Raw genomic sequence first — 19,104 nt, 5'->3', positions numbered from 1 at the left:
ATCTATATTTAAAAATATAATTACTTTTCATACGCTCCAATTGTATATTCTGCTACTACCTTCCCGTTCACTATATGATCTGCTACTACTTTTCTTGCTTTTTCAGGATTCATAGCCACATATGTTACCTTTTCCTCGCCTTCTTTATATACTTCTACTATCGGCTCTAGTTTACATACTCCTATACATCCTGTTTGTGCTACTTCTACATCTCCAAGATTTCTCTTCTTAACTTCTTCTAATAACGCTGTTAATACTGGTCTTGCTCCTGCTGATATTCCACATGTTGCCATACCAACCACTATTCTTGTACCTTTTCTTTCTTTTCTAATATCTACCTTTTTTAGGGCTTCTTCCCTTATCTTAGCTAGTTCTGCTAATGATTTCATATTTTAACCTCCCTAAACAGTTTTTAAAAAATATTAATATCTGGATTATGATATGTTCTCTAGAACAGTTAAATTTCTATTTGCCTAGGCAAATGTTTTCCAGCATATTAGTTTGTTAAATATCAAATTAGTACTTTTTCAATATGTCGGGAACATCAGATTCTACTAATTTTCCGTATACATCTTCATTAATTGTTAATACTGGAGCAAGACCACATGCTCCGATACATCTTGTAGCTTCCAATGTAAACTTACCATCAGGAGATGTCCCACCTATCTCTACATTTATCTCTTTACTTATCCTATCAATTATAGCCTGCGCACCCTTTACATAGCAAGCAGTTCCTAGACATACACCTATTATATATTCTCCCTTTGGTTCAAGTGAAAATTGTGAATAAAATGTTACCACACCATAAATCTCTGCCACTGGTATGTTTAATCCCTTTGAAATAACTTTTTGTACTTCTAGTGGTACAGCTCCAAATATGTTTTGAGCTTCATTAAGTACTGGCATTAAAGCACCTTTTCTTCCTTTGTTGGCCTCGATTACTTCGTTAAGTTTATCGAAGTTTTCCTTTGTTAAAATATTCTTAGCCATGTCACGTCTCCTTTCTTAGTTAAATATTAAATAATATCTCCCTCCATCGTATACATTTTACTATATATTGGTATAAAAAATCAATTATAGTTATAAAATATATTTATATTATTGTATACATAAGTGAAATGTATATAGGGAGTTTGTAATTTTGTTTATGTTTTGTCAATTTATGTCGTAATTTTTGCTCCGTCGTTATGATTATAACATTTAATTTTTGTTATTACAATATATTTGATATTAATGGAATTATAGAATATTATGGCATACTAAAACTTAAAAGTAAGGTACTCATCTAATTCTTCTTTAGTATTAATATTGTAAAACATCTCCCAATTAGGACTGAAACGTCTTGCTGTCTTCTCATTAATATAAGTAACCTCTAATTTTTTCATAAGGGAATGTATACTTCTTTGCCCCCTATTTAAATGTTCCTCTATATATTTTACAATACCCCTTGAGTAGAAGGCGTTAAAGGGTTCAATCCACTGCCCAAACTGTGTTATTAACGCATATCCTACCTTTTGTTTTTTTATAATATTTGTCATATATTTTATATAACCATTGTTTATATATGGCATATCACATGCGATAACGTAGCTATATATACTTGTAGACTTCTTTAATCCTACATATAGTCCTCCTAAAGGTCCTACATTCTTTATTTCATCTTCCATTACTATTATGTTTTTATTATTATAGGTCCTATTTTTATTAGTAACTATGATAATCTCATCAAAGAATTTATATAGATTATCAATGATTATATCTATAAGATAATTTTCTCCAACTCTAATAAGCTGTTTATCAAAACCCAATCTTGAGCTTTTACCGCCAGCCATAATAATCGCAGTTCCTATTTTTTTCATAATTATTTTGAAGAATTTTGCTTAATCAATCTAATATTTAACTCTTCAGCCGCATTGTAGCCCATTTCTTTTTGACGATGATTCCTAGCTGCGGCTTCTATTATTACAGCAAGATTTCTTCCTGGCCTAACAGGAATAGTCAGCTTTGAAACATTTACTCCTAAAATTTCAATATATTCTTCATCTATTCCTAATCTATCATAGACATTAGATTCATTTGTATCAAGCTGTACTACTAAGTTAATAGTTTTTTTATCTCTTACTGCTCCCATACCGTAAAGCTTTGCAACATCTAAAATACCTATTCCTCTTATCTCTAGAAAATGCTTTATTATTTCAGGAGCAGTACCAATCAAGGTATATTCGTCAACCTTTTTAATTTCAACAGCGTCATCAGCTATAAGTCTATGGCCCCTTTTAACCAGTTCTAAAGCAGTTTCTGATTTTCCAACACCACTTTCTCCAAAAATTAATATGCCAATTCCATTAACTTCTATTAAAACACCATGTAATGTTGTGGTTGGAGCTAATTCATGTTCAAGATATGATATTGCTCTACTTGCAAATCTTGAAGTTGGTAAATTTGTTCCAAAAATGGGTATGTTGTTTTTTTCAGCTTCTTCAAGTAGTTCAGCGTGAACATTTAAACCTCTTGTTATAACTAAGCAAGGTATATTTCTTTTCATCAATTCCTTAGCCCTTGCTCTTTTGAACTTGTCACACAGCCCAGAAAAATAGCTCCATTCAGCTTTTCCAATAATTTGTACTCTATCAAACCCATAATTTTCAAAATATCCAGCTAAGGGTAATCCTACTCTATTGACTTCACTAGTAGATATTTCTCTTCCATCATCCTTCCAATTACTGATAACTTCAAGCTTTAGATCCTTCATTAATTTCTTAATAGCTATCTTTTTCAACACATACACCACCTATATAGTTTTATAATATGTTTTTTTGTTAGCTAAGGCTTAGAACCTACAATAAGTATACATTAATATACTTTTCCTTTTAGAAAACATAAATTAACCCATTGGGCTAGTAAATAAGATTTTCTGTTTTAAAATACCTTAGGGGGTTTTAATATTTCATTTGAGTGATTTTTATAAACCTGTTTTTTCCTTTAAAATCATATAAGAAAAACAGGTTTATTACATGAACGAAAAGGAAATATTAAAACTCCCTCGCTAGGAACTAGCTTTACGAGGTAAATTAATACTACAATCTCAGTTCTAATCCTAATTTTTTACTTTCCTAAAAAAATCATATACACTTCTTGCTAATTTTTCATTCATGCCTTCAACATCCTGTAATTCATCTATGGAAGCCTTTCTTATGTTTTCTATAGAGCGGAAATGCTTTAACAGCTCCTGCTTTCTTTTTTTCCCTATTCCAGGTATTTCATCCAGTACAGATTGAATTAATGACTTGTCTCTTATTGTTTTATGGTAAGTTATGGCAAATCTATGAACTTCATCTTGAATTCTAGCGATTAATTTAAATGCATGACTACGTTTATCAAGAGATAGCTCTATGTTTTCATATATTATGCCCTTTGTTCTATGCTTATCGTCCTTTACCATTCCTGCTACAGGAATATTGACATTTAAAGCAGAAAGTACTTCCTTGACAGCTTTAACCTGACCTTTACCTCCATCTACTAGTATTAAATCGGGAAAAAAAGAAAATTTTCCTTCAATATAGGATAATCCTTGGTCGTTAAGCATCTGCTTTTCTTCAACACCTCTTTTAAACCTTCTATATAATACTTCTTGCATACTCCCATAATCATTAGGTCCTTCAATTGTCTTTATTTTAAATCTTCTATAGCCACTATTTAATGGCTTTCCATTTTCGAAAACTACCATTGAGCCTACTGAAAACACACCATAAATATTTGAAATGTCATAGGCCTCAATACGTCTCGGAGTATTGCTCAAGCTAAGCAATTCCTTAAGTTGATTTAAGGCTGTCTCACTATACTTCTTTTCATTGTTAATCTTTTCTTCAAACTTTGTTAAGTATTCTAATGCATTTCGATGAACTAGTTCAATGAGTTTTCTTTTTTCTCCCCTTATTGGTTGCTTTATTGTAACTTTACTTCCTCTTTTTTGTGATAACCAGCTTTCAATTAGTTCTACATCATCAATTATTTCATCCATCATTATTTCCTTAGGGACAAAGGCTGTCCTAGAATAAAATTGTTTTACAAATGTGCTTAATATTTCTGATCTTTCTATATCTTGGGTTTCCTCTAAGATATGTTGCTCTCTACCAATCAATTTGCCATTTCGTATAAAGAAAACCATAACACATGACCTATCTAAACTTCTAGCCATAGAAATATAATCTTGATTTACATCTGAGGTTGAGAATATTTTTTGCCTTTCAAGTAAATTATTTAAAGCATTTATTCTATCCCTATATTTAGCTGCTGTTTCAAAGTCTAATTCCTCAGATGCCTTTAACATTCTCTCTTTAAGCTCATCCATTAATATTTCATGTTTGCCTCCAAGGAGAAGTAGTATTTGTTTTACTATTTCCATATACTCTTCATGGGTTATTCCTCCATTACATGGTCCTAGACACTTCTTTATATGGAAGTTCAAGCAGGGTCTTTCCTTATTAGTTTCTAAGTTTCTATTGCATTTCCTTAAGGGAAATAACTCTTCTATGGTCTCTAAGGTCTTATTTACTGCATCTACACTTATATAAGGTCCAAAATATCTTGCATTGTCTTTAATTATTTTTCTTGTTTTTATTACTCTTGGATATTTATCCTTTATTGTAACCTTAATATATGGGTAATTTTTATCATCCTTAAGTGCAATATTGTACCTAGGCTTATGCTTTTTTATTAAATTTGCTTCTAAAATCAATGCTTCAACTTCTGTATCAGTAATTATATACTCAAAATCCTTAATACATTTTACCATAGCCAACACCTTAGGCGGGTGACTTTTTGAGGAATGGAAATATTGACTTACTCTATTCTTAAGAGATTTAGACTTTCCAATATAAATAATATCTCCCATTTCATCCTTCATAATATATACACCAGGTTTTTCCGGCAGTTTCTTTAATTGTTCCTTTATATTAAACATATACTTATGCACCTCTAAATTATTTTTGATACTTTATATTTTATCAAAATTGATTAATATTTTAAAATCTAATATAATTATACAATATAGATAAATGAGGAAATAAATTGGGAGTTGATTAAATTGAATAACACTAAAAGAAGTATTAATTTTGTAATTGCCTTTATGACTGTTATATCCTTACTTAGCTTTGTTGTTCCAAGCCTTAATCTTGACGCATTGGGTCAAAACATTGAAATAGTATTTCCTAATATACTATTTTTACTATTTGTAGTTGTTTTTTCCCTTATTCAATTCTTATATCGAGCTATTTTAACTTCTAAACATTACATCAAGGATAAAGTTTTCTTTTCTATAAATATGAAGAAATCAAAGTTATATAGTAGAGTTATCTCATATATTGCCATAATTTTATTATTTATGTGGCCTGTAATAGCTTCAAAAAATTTATCATCAAATATAACTATAGGGAGTATGATAAATCTCTTAGTATGGATAGTGATAATAGAAATAATACCTTTTATTAGCTACAAGTATACTAAAATTTACTTCATGACCGATGGAATACTAATTCGAGGAATGGATTTTAGGATTGATATTCCTTTAAATCCTGAAATATTTAATCATTCTGGTTTTTATCCTTACTATGATATACAACAATATTCCATTCATAATAACTATTTGAGATTATCATTATATAATAATAGCGGTGTAATTGAAGGCTATATACCTAATGAAAGAATTAAGCCTATAGCTGCATTTTTAGAATCTAAAAAAATTAAATTTAAAAAAATAAATTAAATGTAAGAATTGAAAATATCAGCATTATAGCTATTTAACCTTTAAGTATATCTCAAGTATTTTAACATTTAATTTCAAATACTTTTAATTTCCTATAAAATATGGTAAAATTATATTAATAAAATAATTTTGTTTTTTATATTAATAAAGATAATTACATTAAGGAGTGTGGTTTTTGCGTATGTCTAGTGACAAGCCTGCCGTCGTCTCGCCTAGAGTTAAAGGTTTTTTAGCTTGTATTATTGTTCTAATCACTATCTATTTCTTACAATCTATGTTTTCTTCAATCTTCAAAGTAGGTTTTAGATTCATTAATCAGCTAGGGTAATTAAGACTACGATAAAATTTATATATAATAAAACTTAATAGGACATTGAGTCTTTAAAGTTTAGTTTAAACTTTTTCTAGGAAACAAAAAAGATGACAATATATTGTCATCTTTTTTGTATACTTTTTGCTGATCTTGCTTATACTCCTTAAAAACACAATTAGGGGGTATAAATTAATATGATTAAAAAAAATAAGCAGTATATTTTAATCATTGTTTTCCTTTTCTTTTTATCAACTTTAGCTGTATTTTCTGCTGAAAATTTCAAGGAAATCAAGGTGTTTTATAGGAATATAAAAATATTAGTGAACAATGAAGAATTAAAATTAGAAGAAGAACCCTTCATATATGATAACAGGGTCTATATGCCTATAAAATCCATTTGTGAAGCTTTAAATTCAATGGTTACATGGGATAATGAGCATAATAACCTTTCACTTTTTTCCTATAAAGATTTTGAAGAAGCTAATCCCTTAGAGGGTGAAAGGTTTGTATATGGAGAAATACTATATATTAATAAAGAAAAAATGACTGTCAACATATATCAGCATATTGATGATAATACTGTTTATGAGGATAAAGACCTAAAGGTGGCTGAAAATGTCATAATTATACTTAAAAGAAATAATAAAAAGATAAATCTAGATTTTGAAGATTTAAAAATAGGTGATATAGCTGGCATGGTTGTTAACAAAGAAAATAAAATTAGAGGAATAATTGTTGATAGCTAAAGGCCGCATCTGCGGCTTTTTTGTTTCTATACCATATCCTATGGATATATATCAAAACTCTATACTATTCTTTCTACTAAACCAACCTGCCAAGCCAATAAATTAAATTTTTATTTTATATCTTTTATTTTATTTAATATATCTACTGCTTCATTACACGTAATCTCTTCATTAGGTTTAAAGTAGCCATCCTTACATTCTAATATATTGTTATCAACAAGTACCTGAATTATTTTTTGGTTTTGGGCTTTATCTAAATCCAGAATCTTTGTATTTTTATTATTAGCTTTAAAATCTCCGATTAAATACAATATCTTTGCAAATTCATCTCTAGTCACAGTTTTATTAGGATAAAAATATTCTTTATTGTCTTCTTTAAATCCTTCCATATATCCTGACATAACAGCTGTCTCAATATAGTCATAATACTTATCAGTCCATTTCACATCTTCAAAGAAGCCATAGGTATGGCCTTTATGAGGTTTTTTATAGTATTTAGATGTAGGTACATATATCCCCTTATGAGTAAATTTAACTATTAACTCAGCCATCTCTCTTCTAGTTATCTTATCATCTGATTTATATACTTCTATATTATCAAAAATCTCAGGATACATCATCCTTGCAATTTCTCTTACCCCTTTATAATATCTAAAGGTTGGGCTAGAGATTATTTTTTGATTAATTACATAAACCCTATCATTTTGTACAGCTTTGATTGCATCAAATCCTGGCCTTATGATTATAGAATGGTAATTCCCTCCTGCATTCATAACACCTCTTTGAGAAATAAAAACATCTATTTTATCAGCATTTTCAAGTATCTTTTCTATACCATATGGGGCAATAGAGCTTCCTTCTTGAATTGGTTTTACATCATCTGCTATATTTATTCCTCCAGCATATTCAATGGCCTTTGCAGGCATTGAATCAAGGGTTACTGTTCTATAATCATTCTCTGATGACTCAAAATATACAGTCATCTTTTGTTCAATATCCTTAGTTTTTTCCGTTATATTATTGATATTTTGATAGAATTCCGTAAGCAGCTCTTCTGCCCTCTCATCTTTTCCCGTTAGCTTTCCCAGCTTTAATATATAATCATCAAATTTTTCAAAACTATCTGGATACAGAGAAACAACTGTAATTCCTGTTTTTTTAATTGTTTCAACAAAATCTGGATTTTTTCTATTTATAAAGGGTCTTATTAATACTAAATCTGGTTGAGCTGCAATAACCTTTTCTGGATCAGACTTATAGTCATATACGTCTTTTTTAAGAGCAGCTACAGGATAGATATCTGATTTACCAACTCCAATAATCTCATCATCTAGCCCAAGCGAAAAGAGGTTTTCTGTATGGGCTGAATATAATGAAATAATTCTTTTACAAGGCTCTTTAAGCTTTATTTCTTCACCCATATCATCTATAAAGCTTATTTCATATTCTGTATTTACAGCTTCTTGGCTATCTTTAGAAGAAACCATTTGGTTATTACTGGTGCATGCACCTAGAGAAACAACTAAGATTAAGGTACATATAAGTATTGCTATTTTCTTATGAAACATTCCATTTTTCCTCCTTTATTCTAAAATATTATAAGGCTTAGTATATATTACTAAGCCTACTAAGCCTTATAAATTTATTCTATAACGATTCCCTTACTGCATGGTGCCTTATACTAAGCACCGTACTTGATTAATGTGTTTCTCCTTCAATAGCCGTTTTTAAATGTTCGATATATAAATCCTGAATCTTAGAGAATTCACCTAAACCACGAAGTATTGTATCAACTTCATACCCTTTCCCTTTAAGTATCATCTTCCATGAATCTTCTTCATCACCAGCCATATCATTTTGAGCATGATCCCCTGCAACAAGCATTAAAGGCATTAGCGTTACTTTTTCAATATTATTTTTCTCAAGCTTCTTTATTACTGTATCTAGCTCTGGAAATCCTTCTACAGTTCCAACAAATACATTTTTTTCATCTTCATCTTCAAATACATAATCTAAGCATGCATAGGCTGCATTAGCATCATGGTGAGTGCCATGTCCCATAAATACTACTGCTTCATTATCAGCTCTTTCTGGCATTTCTTCAGATAAAGCCGCAACTACCTTTCTATAATCATCAATACTAGTTAATAAAGGTCTTCCAAGTACCAACTTGTCAAACTCCTCTTCAAAGACACGGGCTTCATTTACTAAATCATCATATTCTGCACCATTTATAACATGTAATGGCTGAACATATACCTTTGAAAATCCTTCATTCCTTAATTTAGTAAAGGCTTCTGTAGGATTATCTACTATAATATTATCTCTTTTCTTTAACTTGTCTATAATAATTTGTGATGTGAAGGCTCTCCTTACATCATACTCTGGAAATGCTTTAGCAATTTTTTCTTCACATGCCTCTATTGTCACCTTTCTTGTATCAGCATAACTTGTACCAAAGCTAACAACTAATATAGCCTTTTTATTTGGGTCTTTTTCCACTTTTTTATCACCTGCTTCTTTATTTTCTTCAGCATTAGCCTTTGCTGACGAATCAGCTTTAGTTGTACATGCTGTAAAGCTTCCAATTACTAATATAGCTACCAACAACACCATCAATATTTTTCTCATTTTTATTCCCCCTCAAACATTCTTTTATACCTTGACAAAAAAGCCTTTATCATTAATCTTCTCAACTTCAACGTCAAAAACATCATAGACAAAGCTTTCAGTAATGATTTCTTTAGGATTTCCAAAGCCTTGAACCTTACCCTGCTTTAATGCACATACTTCATCACTAAATTTATAGGCAACATTTATGTCATGCATGACTGAAACTACTGTTAGCCCTTCTTCCTTAACAAGTTTTTTAATTAATCTTATTGCATTTATTTTATAGGATATATCCATAGCAGAAAATGCTTCATCCAAAAAAAGTACCCTAGGATTTTGTGCTAAAGCCCTAGCTAAAATAATTCTTTGTAGTTCTCCACCACTTACTTCTGTAATTAATGAGTTTGCAAACTTAAAAGTATCTGTTTTTTTCATCACATCTATAACTATTCCTAAATCCTTTTCACTTAGTGAATTTAATCTATTCTTATATGGGTTTCTACCCATCATCACTATTTCCATACATGTAAATGGAAAATCAATTGCACTTCTTTGACTAATAATAGAAAAATTCTTAGCCTTTTCTTCAATACTGTATTCAAATAAGTCTTTATCTAAATACCTTATATTCCCTGAATAATTTGTATTCATACCATTTATTAGATTAATCAATGTCGTCTTACCAGATCCATTAGGTCCAATAATAGACATGAAAATACCTTTTTTAATCTTTAAATTGATATCATTGAGTATTTTTTTTGATCCATAACTGAAATCTAAATTTTCTATTATAAACATAAAGGCCACCTTTAATTTGATTACTACTGTATATATTTGTTTTTCTTTATAAAGATATATATAAAAAATGGACCTCCTAATAAGGTAGTTAAAACTCCAACTGGAATCTCCGCTGCAAATAATACCCTAGAAATATTATCGGCTAATACTAGTATAACTCCTCCCAATAATCCTGACAGAGGAATCAAAACTCTATTATTTGAAGTAACAGAGAATCTCAATAAATGCGGAATAATTAGTCCTATAAAACCTATGATACCACTTACTGATACACATACTGCTGTTATTATTGCACCTATTATTAGAAATATCTTTCTCATCTTATTTGTATTTACTCCTAGGCTTCTTGCGTCCTTTTCTCCTAGACATAGTAAATTCAAATCATCTGAATAATATGTGCATATAATAACTGAAATTAATATAATCGGAGCAGAAATCAAAACATGGGTCCATGTTCTTGATGCTAGGCTACCCATAAGCCAAAAAATAATAGCTGAAACCTCTTCTCCAGCAGCATTCTTTAAAAAGCTTATACCAGCAGATAAAATAGAGCTTACTATAATTCCTGCTATAATAAGATTGCTGGATTTTATTATTCCTTCTCTATTTGCTATCTTTAAAACTAAAATCAAAGTAATAAATGCACTTAAAAAAGCAAAGGGAGTTATGGGAATTTGTATATTTGATAAAAAAAGATTAATATATATAATCAATGAAGCTCCAAAGGCAGCTCCTGTGGATACCCCAATAGTATATGGATCAGCTAGCGGATTCATTAGTAGTGATTGAAATACCGTCCCTGCAACTGCAAGACCTGTACCCACTATTACTCCAATGAGTATCCTTGGCAATCTTATATCCCAAACAATAGCAACTTTATAGGGCTTAATATGGCTATATAAGTTTGGATTCACAGTTATTTTCCCAACTATTATGCTTATTATATCCTTTATAGATATTTCTGCCTTTCCTAAGCCTATAGACACAACAATTATGGCTATTGTTATTAAAAAAAGAAGTATTCCAATATTTAGATGTTTTTTCCTTCTAATCTTTACTTGATCAACTATTAATATAGTAGCTTGATCCATATATCCTCCCTATAATTAAAACTATTGAAGTTCTTTTCTTTGATTTAAATTCTATATTACAAATTTTTTAAATATTTTTTGAATTTTCAACCAAAAAAATCTAGCCGTGGGCTAGATTTTTAACAATGTATCGATCCATAATATACATTAACAACTTCCCACCGAAGCATTAAATATAAATATATAGGCAGGTTTCCTGACTCATACATCATCCCGATAAATTGCCTTCCCATCTAACATTCAATATCATCAATATTTATCTATCTATAGATATTTATAAAATATTGGTAATATTGAGTGCTCAATAGTGGCATAATAATTTACCAGTAGTATTTACAGTAGCGGGGGCTGTGCTGGATTTTCACCGAGCTTCCCTATTATCCCTATAAAGGGCACCTATGTACTTTGTAAAAATATTCAATTTTTATCTTTTTATCTTTTATTATTGTAACATAATATAGATACTTAAACAATAGAATTTTTAAAAAAGGATTTTTTCTATATATGCCTTTATTTCTTCAGCACTACTCATATTCACTACTTTACTTGCAAGGTCTTTCATATCCTCATACTTTAATTTCCTTATTAGTTTTCTTGCTGGCAAAATAGAAATCGGACTCATACTAAATTCATCTAGCCCTAATCCTAAAAGAATAGGTATCATCCTTTTATCTCCAGCCATTTCTCCACACATTCCAACCCAGATTCCTTCTTTATGTCCATTATCAATTGTCATCTTTATGAGTCTTAATACAGCAGGATTAAATGGATTGTACAAATGATGAATTTTTTCATTCATCCTATCTACCGCAGTTGTATATTGAATTAAATCATTAGTTCCTATACTAAAGAAATCTACATGCTTTGCTAATATATCACTTATTAATGCAGCTGAAGGTACCTCAATCATCATCCCAACTTCTATATTTTGACAATAGGCTATTTTATCTTTTTCTAAATCGCATTTGACTTCATCAAGTATTCGTTTAGCCGCTAAAAGCTCCTCTAAGCTTGAGATCATAGGAAACATTATTTTTAAATTTCCGTAAACACTAGCCCTTAGAAGTGCCCTTAGCTGTGTCTTAAATATATCCTTCTTATCTAAACAAAGTCTAATGGCTCTATACCCTAAGAAGGGGTTCATTTCCTCATCAAACTTTAGGTATGAAAGTTCTTTATCTCCGCCTATATCCAATGTTCTTATTACTATTGGCTTTGGATTCATGGACTCTAGTACTTCTTTGTATGCATTAAACTGTTCTTCCTCTGTTGGGAGAGATGGTCTATCCATATATATAAATTCTGTTCTATACAGTCCAACTCCCTCGGCATCATTGTTTAGAAGTCCTTCTATATCATTTGGAGTTCCTATGTTTCCTGCAAGCTCTACTATTCTACCATCTTTGGTTATACTTTTTTGTCCCTTTAAAGCTTCTAATTCTTTTTTTTCTTTTTCATAGATATGTTTTAATTCTTTATAACGCTGGATTTTCTGTTGATTTGGATTAATCATTACTTCTCCTGTTTCCCCATTAAATATAACAAAATCTCCATCTTCTAGTTTTTCAGTTATATTCTTAAGCCCTACAACTGCTGGTATTTCAAGGGTTCTCGACATTATTGCAGTATGGGATGTTCTTCCTCCTATATTTGTTAAAAATCCTAAAACTTTTTTCTTATCCATAGTAGCTGTTTCTGAAGGAGTTAAATCATGGGCCACTAGAATTACTTCTTCGTCTAGCATAGAAAGATCAGTGATTTTGATTCCTAAAATATTTTTTATAACTCTACTTGAAACATCTCTAATATCAGATGCTCGTTCCCTCATATATTCATTGTCCATTGATTTAAAAACTATTATGTACTGTTCAGAAATTTGTTTAAAAGCATATTCAGCATTAACTTTTTCGTCATCAATTTTTTTTAATGTACTTTCAACAACCTCTGGGTCTTCTAGTATCATTAGATGTGCATCGAATATTGCAGACTTTTCCTTACCAAGCTCTTTTAAAGCTTTGTCTCTAATACTAATTAGTTCTTTTTTTGATTTGTTTATGGCTTCGATAAATCTATTTTTTTCTATTTCAATATTTTCGATTTGTTTTTTTTGTATATCTATCTCTTCATTTTTTATCAATAACGCCTTTCCTATTGCAATTCCTGGAGAAACTCCTGTGCCGATGATCATATTAGTTCCTCCTACTCTTCACCAAATTTTGATTCTATTAAATTAACTAAACAATCTATCGCTTCCTTTTCATCGGGGCCATCGGCTACAATGGTTATTTCATCACCTTTTTTTGCCCCTAAACTCAATATGTTCATAATAGATTTGGCATTAAAAATTGAACCATTTAATTCAATATTGATATCAGATTTAAATTGAGATGCTGACTTTACAAAAACTGCTGCTGGTCTCGCATGTAGACCACTTTCATTAATAATTTTAACATTTTTTTTCATGCATAATCCTCTCCTTTTATTTATTTGAGAAACTTGCATAATTAACACTAATAATTTTGAAATACAATATGCAGATAGCTTTCTTGACTCTCTATACTACATTTTCTACTCCAAAATTCTTTAAATGTATTATGCAATTTCCTTATTTAATATTTATTATTTGTCCTTGTCCAGCCTTCACATCTAATCCCATCTTAAAAAATAATTTCTCTTCCTGCAAAAGATTTGTAAAAATTATGGGTGTAATGATAGAAGTTGCCTTAGCCTTAACCTCTATTAAATTAACACTAAGTATTGGTTGACCTACCTTAACAATATCACCTTGTTTAACAAGGGGCTTAAAGCCCCTACCTTTAAGATTTACTGTATCAATACCAAAATGAATCAAAATTTTATGCCCATTTTCTGATATAATCCCAATTGCATGTTTTGTGGGAAAAAGCGTTTCTATCTTGCCATTTACAGGTGATACAACTTCACCATCGGCTGGATCAATTGCAAATCCTTCACCCATTAATTTCTTGGAAAACATATCATCGGGTACATATTCTAAAGATAATAGTTTTCCACTCAATGGTGCAACAAATAAATCCTCACCATTAACTTCTTTAATAAATTCCTTTTCTTCTTTAACTATTTCTTCAGCCTTAGAGGTTTTATCTTCATAAATTATTTTTTTAATTTGTTCTTTAAGTTCATTTGATGTAGTCCCAAATAAAGCTTGTATTTTATTGCCTATTTCCAATACTTCTCCAGCACCTAAGGCTATAATACGCTTTTTATCTACTGCATCTATGTTATTTACACTAATTCTCAGCCGAGTAATACATGCATCTAAATTTATAATGTTCTTTTTTCCACCTAAGGCATCTAAGACATCTGTTGCTAAATCCTGTAACTTTAAAACTTTTGAAGATAACTTGTCATCATTGTCTTTAATAGCAATAGTTTCTTCACTAGAGCTTTGTAATGTTCCTTTGAACATTTGAATCTCTCCTTCTAATTATAGTTGCAGTCTCCAAGTTACAAGCTTTTATGGTCATTCCCATAAGTACCCAAAATAAACTATATGATTTATCACTTAAAGGGCTTTTAAATTTATATAATAATAAAAAGGCATGAGTAAAAAGGATAAAACAATCACATGTTTTATCGAAATCTTTTACTCATGCCTGATCGAATCAGTTACATGTAAATTCATGTAGTTTCCATACAAATTAATTTTAACATAAAACGTTTTCTTTATCAATATTTTATTATCAATTTTTATAATATTTTAGTAAATATTTCTTCATTGCCTTATTTTATATAGATGAAGGGCTATATAACCCATTTCAGCATCTGGTATTTTAGTCTTCAATGTTTTTTCCATAATTCTGACTATATAATATGCTATATTAAATTCTGATTGGAGGTCATTTTGGAGCTTTTGCATAAATTCATTTCCATCATATTTCTTGTTTTTCACTCTATCTATTATGCCTATTAAATGCATAACGAATCTTCTATAGATAAAAGAATTTTTCTCTAATTTCACTTTTAATTTATTTTCTACCAATTTTAAAATCTCACTTATCATTTTTGAATTTTCTAAAGCTTCATTTTTATTTTTATCTTTTCTAACTCCATAAATATGAAGAGTTAAAAAACCAACTTCTGCTTCAGGAATATCTATTTGCAAATCTTCCTCTAATATTGTTACTGATTTTTCAGCTAAATCATATTCATCTGGATACATAAGTTTTATTTCAAATAAAAACGGATTTACGATACTAATTCCTTCTTTTAGTCTTTTTATAGCAAAATTTATATGATCAATTAATGCAACATAGGCATGGGAATCTAATTTTTCTTTTATTTCCTTCTTAAGCATTTCAATAATTTTCTGGGTTGTTTCTATTACTTTAGGATCTACTGTTGTAATAAAACTTTCATATTCATCCTCATCTAGTCCTTTTAAAGATATAAACCTTTCTTCAATATTTGAAAGATTTTTAAGTAAGGTTCCCTTTGCTTTACCAAAACCAATCCCTTTTCCAACCAAAATATAATTTTGATAATTTTTCTGCACCAAAATCACATTGTTATTTAAAACTTTTTTTACTAAATATTGTTCCATAAAATTCCCCCAGATTGACTTAATAAAACTGTATATATTCATTTAATTTAATCTATTGTGCTAGTTTATATCACTAGAGTTTTAATATTTCTTTTTCGCTCATGTAATAAACCTGTTTTTTTATATTGTTTTGAAGGTGAAAACAGGTTTATAAAAATCACTCAAATGAAATATTAAAACTCTCTAAGGTATTTTATAAACAAAAAATTTAATTAACTAGCACAAGAAGTTAAGTTAAATATTTTTATATATGGTTATTATGCAGTTTACATATTTATTTGTCAAGAAAAAAAGAAATCCCACTAAAAGGATTTCTCTTAAATTTATAGTACTCTACTTAAAAATTGCCCTGTATAGGAAGTCTCTATAGCGGCTACCTCTTCTGGAGTTCCAGTTGCTACAACCCTTCCTCCTCTGTCTCCTCCTTCAGGCCCTAAATCAATAATATAATCACAGGATTTTATAACATCTAGATTGTGCTCTATAACTACTACAGTATTGCCGCTATCTACAAGACGTCTTAGCAGTTGTATTAATCTATCTACATCAGCCATATGAAGTCCAGTTGTAGGTTCGTCTAATATATATAATGTTTTTCCTGTACTTCTTTTGCTTAATTCAGTGGCTAATTTAATCCTTTGGGCTTCTCCTCCAGAAAGCTGAGTCGAAGGCTGTCCTAGTCTAATATAACCGAGTCCTACATCATAAAGAGTTTCTAATTTTCTTTTTATCTTTGGAATATTCTCAAAAAATTCTAAACCCTCTTCTACAGTCATATTAAGTACATCAGATATGGTTTTACCTTTATATTTAACTTCTAAAGTTTCTCTATTATATCGCTTTCCTTTACACACATCACATTGAACATAAACATCGGGCAAGAAATGCATTTCTATCTTAATTATTCCGTCACCTTTACAGGCTTCACATCTCCCCCCTTTTACATTGAAGCTAAATCTTCCTTTTTTATATCCACGTACTTTAGCTTCTGGAACTTCTGCAAATAAATCTCTAATATAATCAAAAACACCTGTATAGGTTGCAGGATTTGACCTAGGCGTTCTTCCTATTGGAGACTGGTCAATATCTATGACCTTATCAATATGTTCAATTCCTTTTATATCCTTATGTCTTCCTGGCTTCTTTTTTGCTTTATGAAGCTCCATTGCAACTTTTTTATAAAGTATTTCATTAACCAATGTACTCTTGCCTGAACCTGAAACACCTGTAACACAAGTAAATACTCCTAATGGAATTTCTACATCTATTTTCTTTAAATTATTTTCCTTTGCCCCAATGACTTTTATCTTCTTTCCATTGGGCTTAATCCTTTTATCTGGAACTTTAATTGTTCTCTTACCACTTAAATATAGTCCAGTTATAGAATTTTCATTTTCTTTAATCTCTTCTACAGTGCCTTCAGCTATTACTTGCCCCCCATGCTCACCAGCACCTGGACCAATATCAATAATATGATCCGCAGCATATATCGTGTCTTCATCATGTTCAACTACAATTAAAGTATTTCCTATATCAGTAAGATTTCTTAAAGTCTTTAATAATCTTTCATTATCTCTTTGATGTAATCCTATACTAGGTTCATCTAATATATAAAGCACACCTACAAGCCCAGACCCTATTTGAGTAGCTAGTCTTATACGTTGAGATTCTCCACCAGAAAGGGTGCCAGCTGAACGAGATAATGTTAGATAATCTAACCCAACATCAGATAAAAATTTAAGCCTCCCCTTTATTTCCTTAAGTATTTGTTCCGCTATAATTTCCCTTTTCGTATCAAGCTTTAGACTCTCAAAAAATTCCATTGCATTTCTAACAGATAAATCTGTAACTTCAGAAATGTTTTTGCCTCCTACTGTAACTGCCAAGGCTTCATCGCTTAATCTTGCTCCCTTGCATTTTTCACAGGCATTAAGACTCATATATTCCTCTATCCTATTTCTTATATAATCAGAATTTGTCTCTTTGTATCTTCTTTCCAAATTTTTTATTATACCTTCAAAGGGAGCCTTATATTTTCTGAAACCATATTTACTTTCATAGTTGAATTCAATGGTCCTTTCCTTTGTCCCATATAGAAGCTCATCGATGAATTCCCTTGGCAAATCTATAATAGGTGTATCTAAATCTACATTATGGTCCTTTACTAATGCTTCAATCATTTGATGATAATAGGTTCCTTCTCCACTATTTGCTATAGGGGCTATTGCACCATCTCTAATTGATAATAGCTTATTAGGAATAACTAGTTCAGGGTCAACCTTTAAAAGATATCCCAAGCCCTTACAAGAAGAACATGCACCAAAAGGACTATTAAAGGAAAACATCCTTGGCTCCAGTTCCCCAATACCAATACCATGCTCTGGACATGAAAATTTAGTATTAAATAACATGTCTTCTCCATCAATTATATCAATAATAACAAGACCATCTGACAGCTTTAAAGCTGTTTCTATGGAATCGCTGAGCCTTTTTTGAATTCCTTCTTTAGCTATCAACCTGTCTATAACAACTTCAATTGTATGCTTTTTATTTTTTTCCAGCTTGATATCTTCAAATATTTCTCTAATCTCTCCGTCTATCCTTACCCTAACAAAACCATCTTTCTTTATTCTCTCCAATTCCCTTTTATGTTCTCCCTTTTTCCCTCTAATTACAGGGGATAGAATTTGTATTTTTGTTCTTTCTTCCAATTCCAATACTTTATCTACTATTTGATCTACAGTTTGTTGAGATATTTCTACACCACATACTGGACAATGGGGAATACCAGTTCTTGCATAAAGCAATCTTAAATAGTCATATATTTCCGTAACAGTTCCAACAGTAGAGCGAGGGTTTTTGCTTGTGGTTTTTTGATCTATAGATATGGCTGGAGACAGCCCTTCAATATATTCTACATTTGGCTTTTCCATCTGCCCTAAAAACTGCCTAGCGTATGCCGATAAACTCTCAACATATCTTCTTTGACCTTCGGCATATATAGTATCAAAAGCAAGGGATGATTTTCCAGAACCACTAAGTCCAGTTACTACCACTAGCTTATCCCTTGGTATCTTCACATCGATATTCTTTAGATTATGCTCCTTGGCTCCCCTGACATATATATAATCTTTAGTCACTATTTCACCTCAAATCAATTCTAAGTTTTTTCTTATAGTTGAACCTTTTAGCTTAAG

Annotated in this window: 16 protein-coding genes and 1 riboswitch; of the genes, 2 read left to right on the top strand and 14 right to left on the bottom strand. The window is 30.5% G+C overall.

Features of this window, described 5'->3' with window-relative positions; genetic code table 11:
* Positions 1-20: 20 nt before the first annotated feature.
* From BUB36_RS02720 to uvrC, 5 genes are all read right to left on the bottom strand, one after another.
* Complete coding sequence (locus tag BUB36_RS02720; RefSeq protein ID WP_073146853.1) at positions 21-389, bottom strand: (2Fe-2S) ferredoxin domain-containing protein; 369 nt, start codon at positions 387-389, stop codon at positions 21-23.
* Positions 390-516: 127 nt separating this feature from the next.
* A complete protein-coding gene (locus BUB36_RS02715; RefSeq protein ID WP_073146852.1) occupies positions 517-990 on the bottom strand; it encodes an NADH-quinone oxidoreductase subunit NuoE family protein in 474 nt (157 codons plus the stop codon).
* Positions 991-1,259: 269 nt separating this feature from the next.
* A complete protein-coding gene (locus tag BUB36_RS02710; protein WP_073146851.1) occupies positions 1,260-1,859 on the bottom strand; it encodes a molybdenum cofactor guanylyltransferase in 600 nt (199 codons plus the stop codon).
* Between the two features lie 2 nt (positions 1,860-1,861).
* Complete coding sequence (hprK, locus tag BUB36_RS02705) at positions 1,862-2,782, bottom strand: HPr(Ser) kinase/phosphatase (protein ID WP_334292989.1); 921 nt, start codon at positions 2,780-2,782, stop codon at positions 1,862-1,864.
* A gap of 315 nt (positions 2,783-3,097) precedes the next feature.
* Positions 3,098-4,963 carry an excinuclease ABC subunit UvrC gene (gene uvrC / locus BUB36_RS02700; RefSeq protein WP_073146849.1) on the bottom strand — a complete coding sequence of 622 codons (1,866 nt, stop codon included), beginning with the start codon at positions 4,961-4,963 and terminating at the stop codon, positions 3,098-3,100.
* A gap of 123 nt (positions 4,964-5,086) precedes the next feature.
* On the opposite strand from uvrC, the gene BUB36_RS02695 reads away from it, so the two are divergent.
* Together BUB36_RS02695 and BUB36_RS02690 are read left to right on the top strand one after the other, a co-directional pair.
* The gene (locus BUB36_RS02695; protein WP_073146848.1) at positions 5,087-5,764 is read left to right on the top strand and encodes a hypothetical protein; all 678 of its coding nucleotides are present in this window, start codon (positions 5,087-5,089) and stop codon (positions 5,762-5,764) included.
* Positions 5,765-6,271: 507 nt separating this feature from the next.
* On the top strand, positions 6,272-6,823 hold the full coding sequence (locus BUB36_RS02690) for a stalk domain-containing protein (RefSeq protein ID WP_073146847.1): 552 nt from the start codon (positions 6,272-6,274) through the stop codon (positions 6,821-6,823).
* Between the two features lie 110 nt (positions 6,824-6,933).
* Here BUB36_RS02690 and BUB36_RS02685 read toward each other — a convergent pair whose 3' ends face one another.
* The 9 genes from BUB36_RS02685 to uvrA form a co-directional block, all read right to left on the bottom strand.
* Entirely contained in the window at positions 6,934-8,391 is a 1,458-nt protein-coding gene (locus BUB36_RS02685) for an ABC transporter substrate-binding protein (RefSeq protein WP_073146846.1), read from the bottom strand.
* Between the two features lie 130 nt (positions 8,392-8,521).
* Positions 8,522-9,454 (bottom strand): sirohydrochlorin cobaltochelatase, encoded by a 933-nt coding sequence (locus BUB36_RS02680; protein ID WP_242655703.1) that lies wholly within the window; start codon positions 9,452-9,454, stop codon positions 8,522-8,524.
* A 24-nt stretch (positions 9,455-9,478) separates the two neighbouring features.
* Positions 9,479-10,234, bottom strand: a complete 756-nt coding sequence (locus BUB36_RS02675) for an ABC transporter ATP-binding protein (RefSeq protein ID WP_073146845.1) — start codon at positions 10,232-10,234, stop codon at positions 9,479-9,481.
* Between the two features lie 23 nt (positions 10,235-10,257).
* On the bottom strand, positions 10,258-11,325 hold the full coding sequence (locus tag BUB36_RS02670) for a FecCD family ABC transporter permease (protein WP_073146844.1): 1,068 nt from the start codon (positions 11,323-11,325) through the stop codon (positions 10,258-10,260).
* 169 nt (positions 11,326-11,494) lie between these two features.
* A riboswitch (cobalamin riboswitch) is annotated at positions 11,495-11,740 on the bottom strand.
* A 66-nt stretch (positions 11,741-11,806) separates the two neighbouring features.
* Complete coding sequence (ptsP, locus tag BUB36_RS02665) at positions 11,807-13,513, bottom strand: phosphoenolpyruvate--protein phosphotransferase (RefSeq protein WP_073146843.1); 1,707 nt, start codon at positions 13,511-13,513, stop codon at positions 11,807-11,809.
* An 11-nt stretch (positions 13,514-13,524) separates the two neighbouring features.
* On the bottom strand, positions 13,525-13,788 hold the full coding sequence (locus tag BUB36_RS02660) for an HPr family phosphocarrier protein (protein WP_073146842.1): 264 nt from the start codon (positions 13,786-13,788) through the stop codon (positions 13,525-13,527).
* Between the two features lie 142 nt (positions 13,789-13,930).
* Positions 13,931-14,773: a PTS sugar transporter subunit IIA gene (locus BUB36_RS02655; protein ID WP_073146841.1), complete on the bottom strand. Its 843-nt coding sequence runs from the start codon at positions 14,771-14,773 to the stop codon at positions 13,931-13,933.
* Positions 14,774-15,079: 306 nt separating this feature from the next.
* Positions 15,080-15,907, bottom strand: coding sequence for a PRD domain-containing protein (locus BUB36_RS02650; RefSeq protein WP_073146840.1), 828 nt, complete (start codon positions 15,905-15,907; stop codon positions 15,080-15,082).
* Positions 15,908-16,230: 323 nt separating this feature from the next.
* Positions 16,231-19,047 (bottom strand): excinuclease ABC subunit UvrA, encoded by a 2,817-nt coding sequence (gene uvrA / locus BUB36_RS02645; RefSeq protein ID WP_073146839.1) that lies wholly within the window; start codon positions 19,045-19,047, stop codon positions 16,231-16,233.
* Positions 19,048-19,104 lie beyond the last annotated feature (57 nt).

Source organism: Paramaledivibacter caminithermalis DSM 15212, assembly GCF_900142245.1.
In the GTDB taxonomy this organism is placed as follows: Bacteria; Bacillota; Clostridia; order Peptostreptococcales; family Caminicellaceae; genus Paramaledivibacter; species Paramaledivibacter caminithermalis.
The sequence above is the reverse complement of the archived record's forward strand: the minus strand, read 5'-3'. Positions and strand labels throughout refer to the sequence as shown.